The 11,570-nt window shown below is 66.5% G+C and carries 11 protein-coding genes and 1 pseudogene; 5 read left to right on the plus strand and 7 right to left on the minus strand.

Features of this window, described 5'->3' with window-relative positions; all coding sequences use genetic code 11:
- Positions 1–107: 107 nt before the first annotated feature.
- Positions 108–1,763: a serine hydrolase gene (locus tag CXZ05_RS06365; RefSeq protein WP_102971770.1), complete on the minus strand. Its 1,656-nt coding sequence runs from the start codon at positions 1,761–1,763 to the stop codon at positions 108–110.
- 252 nt (positions 1,764–2,015) lie between these two features.
- Here CXZ05_RS06365 and CXZ05_RS06370 point away from each other — a divergent pair, with 252 nt between their 5' ends.
- The 4 genes and pseudogenes from CXZ05_RS06370 to trxB all read left to right on the plus strand — a co-directional run bounded on the left by CXZ05_RS06370 (position 2,016) and on the right by trxB (position 4,868).
- Complete coding sequence (locus CXZ05_RS06370; RefSeq protein ID WP_102971771.1) at positions 2,016–2,366, plus strand: metalloregulator ArsR/SmtB family transcription factor; 351 nt, start codon at positions 2,016–2,018, stop codon at positions 2,364–2,366.
- Positions 2,363–3,085 (plus strand): aquaporin, encoded by a 723-nt coding sequence (locus tag CXZ05_RS06375; RefSeq protein ID WP_102971772.1) that lies wholly within the window; start codon positions 2,363–2,365, stop codon positions 3,083–3,085. The genes CXZ05_RS06370 and CXZ05_RS06375 overlap by 4 nt, the downstream gene beginning before the upstream one ends.
- 276 nt (positions 3,086–3,361) lie before the next feature.
- A pseudogene (locus tag CXZ05_RS06380) lies at positions 3,362–3,795 on the plus strand (arsenate reductase ArsC).
- A gap of 38 nt (positions 3,796–3,833) precedes the next feature.
- Positions 3,834–4,868, plus strand: a complete 1,035-nt coding sequence (gene trxB, locus CXZ05_RS06385; RefSeq protein ID WP_180987298.1) for a thioredoxin-disulfide reductase — start codon at positions 3,834–3,836, stop codon at positions 4,866–4,868.
- Between the two features lie 28 nt (positions 4,869–4,896).
- Here trxB and CXZ05_RS06390 read toward each other — a convergent pair whose 3' ends face one another.
- From CXZ05_RS06390 to CXZ05_RS06410, 6 genes are all read right to left on the minus strand, one after another.
- Positions 4,897–5,337, minus strand: coding sequence for a nuclear transport factor 2 family protein (locus tag CXZ05_RS06390; RefSeq protein ID WP_102971773.1), 441 nt, complete (start codon positions 5,335–5,337; stop codon positions 4,897–4,899).
- Positions 5,337–5,507, minus strand: a complete 171-nt coding sequence (locus tag CXZ05_RS23045) for a hypothetical protein (RefSeq protein ID WP_180987299.1) — start codon at positions 5,505–5,507, stop codon at positions 5,337–5,339. The genes CXZ05_RS06390 and CXZ05_RS23045 overlap by 1 nt, the downstream gene beginning before the upstream one ends.
- 376 nt (positions 5,508–5,883) lie before the next feature.
- On the minus strand, positions 5,884–6,831 hold the full coding sequence (locus CXZ05_RS06395; protein ID WP_146033060.1) for a hypothetical protein: 948 nt from the start codon (positions 6,829–6,831) through the stop codon (positions 5,884–5,886).
- A gap of 227 nt (positions 6,832–7,058) precedes the next feature.
- Positions 7,059–8,342: an MFS transporter gene (locus tag CXZ05_RS06400; protein ID WP_374754629.1), complete on the minus strand. Its 1,284-nt coding sequence runs from the start codon at positions 8,340–8,342 to the stop codon at positions 7,059–7,061.
- A gap of 113 nt (positions 8,343–8,455) precedes the next feature.
- Positions 8,456–9,496, minus strand: coding sequence for an NAD(P)-dependent alcohol dehydrogenase (locus CXZ05_RS06405; RefSeq protein ID WP_102971775.1), 1,041 nt, complete (start codon positions 9,494–9,496; stop codon positions 8,456–8,458).
- A 206-nt stretch (positions 9,497–9,702) separates the two neighbouring features.
- Positions 9,703–10,665, minus strand: coding sequence for a helix-turn-helix transcriptional regulator (locus CXZ05_RS06410; RefSeq protein ID WP_102971776.1), 963 nt, complete (start codon positions 10,663–10,665; stop codon positions 9,703–9,705).
- Positions 10,666–10,818: 153 nt separating this feature from the next.
- Between CXZ05_RS06410 and CXZ05_RS06415 the strand changes: the two genes are divergently transcribed.
- Positions 10,819–11,553, plus strand: coding sequence for an SDR family NAD(P)-dependent oxidoreductase (locus CXZ05_RS06415; RefSeq protein ID WP_102971777.1), 735 nt, complete (start codon positions 10,819–10,821; stop codon positions 11,551–11,553).
- Positions 11,554–11,570: the final 17 nt, after the last annotated feature.

The raw sequence follows: 11,570 nt of genomic DNA on the forward strand, positions 1-11,570 counted from the left end.
CTATGGAGTTTTTGTCCAGATATCGCGAGTTAAACACCCTCGAAGGCGTGACAAGTGGACAAAAACTCCATGCCTCGGGAGGGTGCTGGCGATTCCGCTACGGGTTCCTAGCCCTCGGCGGTCCGCGTGAATGTTCCCAGCCCGGTTCTGTCGTAGAAGTCCAGGGTGACGCTTGGCGCGGTGCCGCGGACTGTTTTTGCGAATAGGGCACCGGCCGGGCCGTTGGCGTTCTCTCCGATGGATTCAAAGCTGAAGGTGTCGCCGTCGAAGTGGGTGAGCGGGAATGTCGTGGGATTTCCGGAGGGGCCCATTCTCATGGCCAGCTTGCCGCCCTGCTCGAGGACCGCAAGCGGGCCGTAGTAGGAATTCCCATAAGTGCCCGTGTAGGCACTGTTTGCCTTGGCGGGAGAAGCATCGGACGGAGCCGTGGTGTAGTCCACCTTCGGTTTCTCGGAGTCGTCAATTTGTTTGAAGATGCCGGCGGTGAAGGCGAGCCAGTCCACCGTGGGAGCTCCGTGCTGCGCAGTATCCAGGAAGCCGGCTGTGATTGCTTCAGGAATTCCCTGCGGTCTCCCGTTGGTGAGGGCCACGATTGCGAGTTGTTCACCCGGCAGCATGGAGACGGCGGTGGCTGCGCCGAGATTGAATGCCCCGGAGTGTCCAACCTGGAGGCGCGCCTGGTCATCGTAGGAGACGTTCCAGCCCAGCCCGTAGAAGCGGGAGCGGGCGGCCGGTGCCGACGCCGGCCCGGAAACTGTATGCGGAACGTGGGTTGTTTGGAGGGCGTCCGCATTAATAACGGGCTTGCCCTCATAACTGCCTTTGCCGAGCTGCAGCCGGAGCCATTTGGCCAAGTCCCGCACCGATGAACTCGCGCCCCCGGCCGGGGCCTCGGAATCGGCATCGCGACGGTGTTTCGCTGCCCACACCTTGTTCCCGAGCGGGACATGGATGGTTGCCTTGTTTGGCGCTTTCTCGTAGGCCGAGTGACGGAAACTGCTGGCGGCCATGCCCAGCGGCCGGAACAGAATCTCGTCGGCCAGATCCTCCCACGACATTTTCATCGCATCGGCTGCTGCCTGGCCGCCCTCCGTGTAGCCGAAATTGCTGTAGTTGTAACTGGACCGGAACGTGTCGAGGGGCTCTTGGTTGAGGTGCCCGAGGATGTACGCTCGATCGAACCCGAGGTCTTCCAGCAGATCGCCCGACGCTGTTTTCAGTCCGCTGCGGTGTGACAACAGATCGGCAAAGGTTGCATTCTTCGTGACGTAGTCATCCTTGAGCGCGAAGTTCTTGTTGTGTTCGATGACGCGGTCGGTCCAGTTGATCACCCCCCGCCCAACCACCCCTGCCACCACCGTGGACGCCATGGGCTTGGACACGGATGCCAACTGGAACACCGTGTCGGGGCTTATCTCCTCCGGTTTGCCGACTTCCCGCACACCAAATCCTTTGGAGTACACCACCTCGTCCTGGTACACCACGGCCACGGCCATTCCCGGCAGCCCGGTCTGTTCCATGGCATTTCGGATGAATCCGTCGAGCTGGGCCACGGCTTTTGTGACTTTCGGCCCGTCAAGCAGCGGTGCCATCTGTCCCGGCGGAGCCGGGAGCAGGGAGGCCGAACCCGACGGCGTAATAGCCGCTGTGGGTACGCCGGTGCAAGCGGACAGAAGGGGCGCACCGGCAACACCGGCCGCCCCGATCCCGGCTGCCTTCAGCACACCACGTCGGCTGGGAAAAACAGAACCGGTCTTGTCCATGAGTGCCCCCTAAATCCGTCAGGCCATGGGCGCTGACGGCCGGTGCGAGCCTTGCCGCTCCTCTCTATAGTGGACCCCGCACCCGAGGCCAGCAATGGATGCGAGACAACCGGTAATTGCCTGTCCCCGGTTCGCGGACGTGCGAGTTTTTGTCCACTTGTCGCGAGATAAGTGCCCTCGAACTCGCGACAAGTGGACAAAAACTCCACCCTTGCTTAAGACATAGATGAGTGTAAATATTTAGGTGTGTCTATGAATTTGGAACTCACGCCGGTGCAGACGGTCGCCTGCTGTTCGCCGCTGTCCAGGGAACCCCTGTCCGCATCCGAGGCGGAAGGCATTGCGCCGCTGCTCAAGGCGCTGGCGGACCCGGTGCGGCTGCGGCTGATGTCGCTGGTTGCCTCGCACGAGGGCGGCGAGGCCTGCGTGTGCGACCTGAACGGCGCCTTCGATCTCTCGCAGCCCACCATCAGCCACCACCTGAAGATCCTGCACGGGGCCGGCCTCCTGGAGCGGGAAAAGCGCGGGGTGTGGGTGTACTACCGGGCGCGGACCGATGCCCTGGCGAATCTGGCTGCCCTGATCGGGGGCCAGAGCAGATGAGCACGCTGGCGCGGCGCGCGGCTGCCGAGTTTACGGGGACAGCGTTTCTGGTCATGGCCGTCGTCGGCTCCGGCGTGATGGCGTCACGGCTGTCACCGGACGACGTCGGGTTGCAGCTTTTGCAGAACAGCCTCGCCACGGGCGCGGCACTGGTGGCGCTGATCGTGGCGCTCCAGCCGGTCTCGGCGTCGTTCAATCCGGTGGTGACGCTGGTTGAGCGGGTGCTGGGCGTGCTGGACACCCGGACTGCGGCGGGACTCATCGCGGCCCAGTTCGCGGGCGGCCTGGCCGGCTCCGTCCTGGCCAACCTGATGTTCGGCCTGGATGCGGTGACATTCTCTGCGCATGAACGGACAGGCGCCGGGCTTTGGCTGGGCGAAGTCGTCGCCACGGCGGGGCTCCTGGTCATCGTGTTCGGGACCCTCCGTTCGGGCCGGGCGGACCGGGTGGCCTTCGCCGTCGGCGGCTACATCACCGCGGCCTACTGGTTCACCAGTTCCACCAGCTTTGCCAACCCGGCCGTCACCGCCGCCCGGACCATCACGGACACCTTCGCGGGCATCGCCCCGGCGTCGGCGCCCGCCTTCATTCTGGCCCAGCTGCTCGGCGGTGCCGCGGGTTTCGTGCTGGTGCGGGCCCTGTATCCGGCGCCGGCGGCGCTTGAGCCGGCGCTTGAGCCGGGCAACGAGTACCCGCTGGCCAAAGACCAATCCCGCTAACAAAGGGGAGGGGGTGAAGGGATGAGCACCGGCTGCTGCGACGACGAGTGCTGTGAGGACGGCCAGGACTGCTGCTGACCGCTCCCGCACACCACAACATCCACGCGCCTGCCCGTCAACACGACGGACAGGCGCAACACAACCGACCGCACCGCCCTTGATCCTGCTCTTGATTGAACTGCCCACACTTGTTGCACTTGTGTAAGCGGCGCTGTGGGCAGGCAGGCACTTCATTCCGCAATCCCGCCCGACAGGCCACCAACCTAGGAGAACACCATGACCGCTGACCCCGCCAAGAAGCCCTCCGTCCTGTTCGTTTGCGTGCACAACGCCGGCCGGTCCCAGATGGCGGCGGCGTTCCTCACCAGCCTGTCCCGGGGCGCGATCGAGGTGCGCTCCGCCGGCTCCCAGCCCGCGGAAGCAGTGAACCCGGCCGCGGTGAAGGCCATGGCAGAGGTCGGCATTGACATGTCCGCCGAAGTCCCCAAGATCCTCACCACCGAGGCGGTCAAGGAGTCCGACGTCGTGATCACCATGGGCTGCGGCGACGAGTGCCGTACTTCCCGGGCAAGCGTTATGAGGACTGGGTGCTGGAGGACCCCGCCGGCAAGGGCGTGGATTCCGTCCGCCCCATCCGCGACGAGATCCACACCCGCATCGAAGCCCTGGTCACCGAACTGCTGCCCGCCCGCCACGTCGACGCCCAGTAACAGCTTCCGTGAATAAGCCCGAAGAGAAGGAGCCAGCAGTGAGCAAGAACGCCAAGCCCGAGGACGCCGGCACCGAGAAGGTCAACGCTGACAAGGTCAGCACCGAACAGCTGATCATCATCGGATCCGGCCCGGCCGGCTACACCGCGGCCATCTACGCGGCACGGGCCGGCCTGAAGCCGCTGGTCCTGGCGGGCTCGGTCACGGCCGGCGGCGCCCTGATGAACACCACCGAGGTGGAGAACTTCCCGGGCTTCCCGGAGGGCGTCCAGGGCCCGGAGCTCATGGACGGCCTGCAGCAGCAGGCCGAAAAGTTCGGCGCGCAGGTGGTGTTCGACGACGCCACTTCCGTTCAGCTCAAAGGTCACCTCAAGCGCGTGGTCACCGGCGCCGGCGAGACGTACCAGGCCCCTGCTGTCATCCTGGCCACCGGCTCCGCGTACAAGGAACTGGGCCTGGCGGAGGAGAAGAAATTCAGCGGCCACGGCGTCTCCTGGTGCGCCACCTGCGACGGCTTCTTCTTCCGCGACCAGGACATCATGGTGGTGGGCGGCGGCGATTCCGCCATGGAGGAGGCCACCTTCCTGACCCGCTTCGGGAAGTCCGTGACCGTCGTCGTCCGCAAGGGTGAGCTGCGCGCCTCCCGGATCATGGCCCAGCGCGCCAAGGACAACCCGAAGATCACGTTCGCCTGTAACTCGGCCGTCACGGCGATCCACGGCGACGGCAAAGTCAGCGGCGTGACGTTGACGGACACGCGCAGCGGCGAGACCCGGCAGCAGCCCGCCACCGGGCTCTTCGTGGCGATCGGGCACGTGCCGCGCACCGAGCTGGTGGCCGGGCAGGTGGAGCTCGACGGCGAGGGGTACATCAAGGTGGATTCGCCCACCACGTGCACCAACTTGAGCGGCGTGTTCGCCTGCGGGGATGCCGTGGACCACCGCTACCGGCAGGCCATCACCGCCGCGGGAACCGGATGCGCGGCTGCACTCGATGCCGAGCGTTACCTCGCCGCGCTGGAGGATGCGGACAGCATCGCCACGGCGCTGGTGGAGGAGCCCACCCACGCCTGAAACCCCAAGCAGGGGAGGGCAGGGCGCGTCAGTCCTGTGGTTTGTCCGGCGTCCCCTGTGGTTTGTCCGGCGTCCGCCCCGACATGGAGTGCACGGCTTCCTCGATGCCTTCCTCGTCGTTTTCGAGTTCCTCCATGTAGAGCCGGCCCGCCGTTATCAGGCCTTCGGTGATTTCAAAGAGGATCACTCCACGGGCCCGGAACCGCTGCCCGTCTGCGCGGTGTCCGGTCCAGTCCCATTCGCTCCATGTGGTGTTGCCGTCATCGACTGAACCAACCAGCTCCGTGTGGATGTCGGGAATCCCGGCGAATATTGCCTGCCAGTTCGCATGCATCTGTGCTCGGCCAACGAAGGCCCTGCCTGGGTGGGCGGGTTGACTGCTGCGGTAGTCATGATGGAACAGTGCGGCGGCCGCCTCGAGGTCGTGGGCGTCCAGCGCCGCCGCCAGGCGGTTTACGACCTCGCTCATCACTCCGCTGCTTCGCGCTCGTCTGGGGACCGGGTCTCCCCGGGCTCCTTGAGGCGTTCCTCGTCGGTGTTTTCAGGTGCGACGACGGGGGAGAGTGCGTCGGCCAAGCCGTCCCTGGTGCTTGTGTCCTTGTCAGGCGCCGGAGCGTCGTCGGCTGGAACATCGCTCATTTCATCACCATAGGACGCGGGCTCGCGCCTGTCGAGGACGGCGGACTTTGAAAGGCGGCGGCTTAATATAAGGGACGGCGGCGGCTGGGGGGGCCGCCTTGGTCTCAGACAGGCGACACCGCCGCCGGCCCAGCTCCGGTGATCGATTTAATTATCGTCCTGTCTCGGCCAAAAGAGAAGTGGGAGTTGGCGCTTGAATACTACCCCTAGAATTGGTGGCCCGAGGCGCGGAGGCTGGCACACCGTCCATGCTTTTTCCAAGTCCCGGCGCTCAAAATCAGCGTGTCCCCACGGCTGAGCGCGCCAAGTCGAAGGCCGCGGGGCACGGCAGCCGGATCCCGGAGCATTCCCCCCAGAACCCGGATCCGGCTGCCGTTCATATGGCCTGGATAAATTTCTGTACCCGGGTCCACCCCGGATCGCCGGTGTGGGTCACCTGGACTTCTTTTCGGGCCCGGGCGAAGCGGTCGAAGCTGTCACGTCCGTTCTGGTCCTCGGAGTCGCTGTAGTAGTGCACGATTCGAAGCCCGTTGCACGTCTCTGAGGCCACTAGCTCGCCGCGCGAGCCCAGCAACTCGTCCAGGTCCCTTTCGAGGTGGAGCAGTCCGAGCAGTGCCTCCCCGTCCGGCAGGCCATCGTCCGGCAGTCCGTCATTCCCGGTCCGCGGGTAGCTGATGCGGACCGCCGTGTGCAGGTCCAGCAGCGGATGATCGATCCATCGCAAGGGCCTCAGAGCGCAGACAATCACACGATGCCCCGAGGACGTTTTGGCCTCCCGCATCGTCCAGCGGGGATCCGAGTTCCGGGCGGCCACCGCCTGAAAAAATTCAGGCACGACGGCGGCTGGCTGGCTGTCGCGGGGATCGGTCCGGGCCACGTTGATGGCGCCGACCCACCGCTGGACACCGTCCTCGCCGATCAGCCAGTCCACGAGCAAGCGTGCCGCCTGGCGGCAGTCGTTGGTGCCCATGCCCGTGAAAGCAGGATGGAAAACCGTGAGTTCGGCCAGGGCGCTGCGGTCGTCCCAGTCCACCGCGATACGGGCCAGCCCCAGGTCCATGGGCTGGCCCAGGCCTTCGAGGGTGCCGGTGACCATGCCGGGTTGAGGCTCCCTGGCTGCGGCAAATTCCCAGGTCTCAGTGGGTGCAGGAGCGGCCCGCCGCCACCGCTCGGCCAGGACGCGCAGCCGCGGATCCCCGCCGCCGGAGACGCAGAGCCGGTGCCGCGAACGGGCGCCCGGGCCGGTCTCCCACCGCAGCTCGGGGTGTATTGCCATCACCATGGCACCGATGATTTCCGGGAGGTCGCCATAGACTCCGGTCATCACGGCTGCCGTGATAAGGCCGGCTCCCGCTACGGACCACCACCGCCAGAAGGCGCCTACGGCTTCCGTCTCAATTCGGCTGCTCCGCCGCACCGACTCCATCGGACCTCCTCGTTGACGCCACACGATGCTGTAACAGGATCGTTCAGCACCGGACTCAAGAAGCGGGCACTGTAGCCACAAGATCTGCGCAGGAGTTTGACGCAGCCCCAACTGGCGCGCAGTTGTTACTTGGGTGAAGGGGACAGACGCACCTCGCGGGGACCGGCCGGGTACCCGCGGTGGCGGCTGGCGAAGATGATCACCAGGGCCACCGCCAGCGGAACCGCCGCCGCCAGTGGCACCAGCAGCGCGCCGACGGTGTTCAGGGCCAGGGCGCCGTATGCGGCACCGACGGCAATGCCCAGTTGGATGGTCACCACGGCCAGTCCGTTGGCGGCATCCTTGTGCTCCCCGCCCGCACGCAGGATTGCGGCCTGGTTGTAGATGCCGGTCGCGCCGAAGGTGATGCCCCACAGGGTCAGGAGCGCGAGTGCCCCGGTCCACGTGCCGCCGAGCCAAGGCAGAAGGGCGAAGCTGGCCAGGAGCAGTGCCACCCCGGTCAGGACGGAACGCCGGGGACGGGCGTCTGCCGTGAGGCCGGCAATCCAGATCCCCACCAGGCTGGCGACGCCGATGACGGACAGCGAGATGCCGGTGGCGGTGTCGGGCAGGCCCGCGGCCAGGATGAAGGGGGCGATGTAGGTGAACAGGGCGAAGTGGCCCAGGAGCAGCAGCGGCCAGGCGGTCGCGACGGCGATGACCCCGGGCAGGGCCATGGCGGCGCGCATTGACGGCGCCGAGTCCCGGTCGGCATCGGAAGCCGGGGGCAGCAGCTTAATGGCCAGCAACGCGAGAAGCACCGCGACACCGGCCAGCACAAGGAAAGAGGCGCGCCACGAGAGGACCGATCCCATCATCGTCCCGAGTGGAGCCCCGACGGCGAGGGCGAAGCTGTTGCCGCTGAACACGATGGCCATGGCCTTGCCAACTGAATGCGCCGGCACGATCCGTGCAACATAAGGGGCCATGCTGGACCAGAGCAGGCCGTGGGCCACGCCGCCGAGGAGCCTGGCGGCAATCGCCAGGCCCAGGGTGGGGCTGGCAGCCAGCAGCACGTTGCTCAGCGCGAAGGCCAGCACGGTCACGATCAGCAGGGTCTTGCGGGGCATCCGCGCACCGAGGAACCTCGACAGGGGCAGTGCCGTGATGACGATGACGGCCGCGTAGGCAGCGGTCAGCGAGCCGACGGCCGATTCCTCCACGCCCAGGTCGCGGCTGATCTGGGGGAGCAGCCCGGACGGCAGGAGTTCGGTGGTGACGGCGGTGAACCCGGCCATGGCCAGGATGAGCAGGCCTGCCCGCGGGTTCCGTGCGGTGCGGGCCGGTGGATTGGCTGCGTCGGAGCGGGTGGCTGATTTGCTGCGCGGGGTTTGCGTCGATGTTTCGGAGCCGGAGAGGTCTTGGGTCACGTATGTTCCTGAAAGTTTCGTAATTGGTGTCGTCTGTCCGCTGCCCCGGGTTGGAACGGCCGACGGCGGGCCGGCCCCTTAAGGGACCGGCCCGCCGTCGGGCATTCATCGCCTTAGAGGGTGGCGGTGTCGATCACGAAGCGGTAGCGCACGTCCGAGGCGAGGACGCGCTCGTAGGCTTCGTTGATCTTGTCGGCCGGGATGACCTCGATCTCGGCGCCGATGCCGTGTTCGGCGCAGAAGTCGAGCATCTCCTGGGTTTCGCGGATGCCGCCGATCATGGAACCGGCGAAGGCCCGGCGTCCGCCGATCAGCGCAAATGCGTTGACCGGGAGCGGCTCGGCCGGGGCACCAACATTGACCAGGGTGCCGTCGAGGGACAGCAGCTGCAGGTAGGAGCTGATGTCGATCGAGGCGCTGACCGTGTTGATGATCAGGTCGAAGCTGCCGGCGAGGGTCTCGAACGTGCCGGCATCGCTCGTGGCGTAGTAGTGGTCCGCGCCCAGGCGCAGGCCGTCTTCCTGCTTCTTGAGGGACTGAGACAGCACGGTGACCTCGGCGCCCATGGCGTGCGCCAGCTTGACGGCCATGTGGCCAAGCCCGCCGAGGCCGACGATGGCGACCTTCTTGCCGGGGCCGGCGCCCCAGCGGCGCAGCGGGGAGAAGGTGGTGATGCCGGCGCACAGCAGGGGAGCGGCGACGTCGAGCTCAATGCCCTCGGGAATGGTGACGACGAAGTCCTCGATCACCACGACGTGGGTGGAGTAGCCGCCCTGGGTGATGGTGCCGTCGCGGTCAACGGCGCCGTACGTGCCGGTCATTCCCTTGAGGCAGTACTGCTCCTCGCCGGCCAGGCAGTTGGCGCACTCCTTGCAGGAGTTGACCATGCAGCCGACGCCGACCCGGTCGCCAACCTTGTGCCGGGTCACCTCGGAGCCAACCTCGGTGACGAAGCCGGCGATTTCGTGGCCGGGTGCAAGCGGGTACTGCTGCGGGCCCCAGTCGCCGCGGACGGTGTGGATGTCCGAGTGGCAGATGCCGGCGTACTTGATTTCGATGAGGACGTCGCGCGGGCCGACTTCGCGGCGTTCGATGGTGGTGGGGATGAGGTCCTCGGAAGCGGAGGGCGCGGCGTAGGCATTGACGGTAGGCATAGTTCTCCTGTTTGTCGGTGTGGTGGAACGGGCCGCAGATGAAAGGGATCGGCCGTTTCTTTCATCTACTAAACCCCATCGCCGTGGCGTGAGGCAGACCCTGCTGTAAGGGGTAACCACAGGGACCCCCTAGTCTCTTCCCGTTTGTGGCGGACAGCACGGGAAAGGCTGTTTGGGCGGGACGCGTCGTCGCAGTTTGACCCGGCTCAGGCCTGGTGGCCGCGGTCTGGTCGACGGATGTGTCCCCGGTGAAGGCCGACGGCGGCCGTGCCGCCTTGCGCTGTGCCGCCGTCCGGCACCGCGGTTTCGGAAGGTTCGTAGGATTGCGCTGCGGTCGCAGCCCAGCTGGCCAGCAACCGCAGGCCGTCCGCGGAGGGCGAGCCCGGCTCGGCGGTGTAGGTGAACATGGTGAGGCCGGGCGTGGCGGTCAGCTCCAGCCCGTTGAAGTGCAGATCAAGCTGGCCGACGACCGGGTGCTGGAACGTCTTGGCACCGGTGCGGTGCAGCCGAACATTCCGTTGCGCCCATCGCCTGCGGAATTCCTCGCTGCGGGTCGACAATTCCCCGATGAGGTCCGAGAGGCCTTTGTCGAACGGGTCGCGGCCGGCTTCCGCGTGCAGCAGGGCCACGCTCGTGTCGGCCGCGAGGTTCCAGTCCGCATAAAGGCATTCAGAACGACGGTTGAGGAACGCGAACCGGGCGAAATTCACGGGCCGTGCCGGGTCTTCATAGGCTGGTGAGTACAAGGCGCGGGCGAGGTCGTTGGCGGCAACGATGTCCAGGCGGCCGTTCTGGACGAAGGCCGGTATGCCGGCCATGCCGTCGAGGATGAGCTGAACGCTGGGGTGAATCGCCTGCGCAGGCTGTCGCCGCCGCCGGGCGGCGGGGCCGGCGGCCCGAGCAAGGTTGAACAGGTGCTCGTTCTCCGCCTCATTCAGCTGCAGGGCGCGCCCGATGGCCTCCAGGACGGGGTCTGACACGCCGGCCAGGCTTCCGCGCTCGACGCGTGTGTAGTACTCCACGCTCATGCCGGCCAGCAGCGCCACTTCTCCACGGCGCAGGCCGGGCACGCGCCGCACGCCGCCGAAGTCCGGCAACCCCGCCTGTTCGGGAGTGAGCTTCGCCCGCCGGGAGGCAAGGAACTCCCGTATCTCGTTCCGGTTGTTCATATCCTCCACGTTACGGACACCGTGAATAACGTGGGAGTCCCTGTCAGGGCCTGCCTGCCGCGGGGACGCCGCCCCATCTACTGTGGATCAGGGCGTTACTGTGAATCAGGGGACTGCCCTGGTGACAGCCGGGTAACGGGAACGGAGCACAGAGTGGCGAGAATATTCATCACCGGTTCTGCCGGCGGACTCGGGCTCAACGCCGCCAGGGCGCTGATGCAACAGGGCCATGAAGTGGTGCTGCATGCCAGGGACGAGTCGCGCTTGGCGAACGCCGGCGCGGTCAGGGACCAGGCTTTGGGGACCGCCGTCGGAGATCTGGCCGACCTCACCGAGACGGAAGGTGTGGCGGAACAGGCCGAGCAGTTTGGCCCGTTCGATGCCGTCATCCATAACGCCGGCGTGTACAGCGGCAACGATATTTTTGCGGTGAACATTGTCGCGCCGTACCTCCTGACCGCGCTCATGGCCCGTCCGCAGCGCATTGTGTACATCAGCAGCGGCATGCACCGGTCCGGCACTCCTCACCTCCAGGGCATCGACTGGACGAACGCGGCCATGCGGCCGGCGGCCTACTCGGACAGCAAGCTGTACGTCACGGCGCTCGCGGCCGCGGTGGCCGAGCGTTGGCCGGGCGTCGAAAGTAACGCCGTTGATCCGGGCTGGGTACCCACCAGGATGGGCGGACGCAGTGCGCCCGATGACCTGGAGCTGGGGCACCTCACGCAGGTGTGGCTGGCCACCCGGGAGTCTGCTGACGACCACGTGTCCGGAGGCTACTGGTTCCACCAGCAGCGCCGGGAACCCCATCCGGCCGTGAAGGACAAGGCGTTCCAGGCGGAGCTGCTCGACGCGCTGGAACGGCACACGGGCTTCGCGCTGCGGTAGCGCCTCCCGAAACCGGT

Source organism: Arthrobacter sp. AFG20 (genome assembly GCF_002892795.1).
In the GTDB taxonomy this organism is placed as follows: Bacteria; Actinomycetota; Actinomycetes; order Actinomycetales; family Micrococcaceae; genus Arthrobacter.

What these genes read in the sequence shown, in the direction of transcription:
- CXZ05_RS06405 (WP_102971775.1), bottom strand. Translation starts at nt 9,496, where the DNA reads ATGCCTACCGTCAATGCCTACGCCGCGCCCTCCGCTTCCGAGGACCTC.
- CXZ05_RS06395 (WP_146033060.1), bottom strand. Translation starts at nt 6,831, where the DNA reads ATGACCGGAGTCTATGGCGACCTCCCGGAAATCATCGGTGCCATGGTG.
- CXZ05_RS06365 (WP_102971770.1), bottom strand. Translation starts at nt 1,763, where the DNA reads ATGGACAAGACCGGTTCTGTTTTTCCCAGCCGACGTGGTGTGCTGAAG.
- CXZ05_RS23045 (WP_180987299.1), bottom strand. Translation starts at nt 5,507, where the DNA reads ATGAGCGATGTTCCAGCCGACGACGCTCCGGCGCCTGACAAGGACACA.
- CXZ05_RS06390 (WP_102971773.1), bottom strand. Translation starts at nt 5,337, where the DNA reads ATGAGCGAGGTCGTAAACCGCCTGGCGGCGGCGCTGGACGCCCACGAC.
- CXZ05_RS06375 (WP_102971772.1), top strand. Translation starts at nt 2,363, where the DNA reads ATGAGCACGCTGGCGCGGCGCGCGGCTGCCGAGTTTACGGGGACAGCG.
- CXZ05_RS06410 (WP_102971776.1), bottom strand. Translation starts at nt 10,665, where the DNA reads ATGAACAACCGGAACGAGATACGGGAGTTCCTTGCCTCCCGGCGGGCG.
- CXZ05_RS06370 (WP_102971771.1), top strand. Translation starts at nt 2,016, where the DNA reads ATGAATTTGGAACTCACGCCGGTGCAGACGGTCGCCTGCTGTTCGCCG.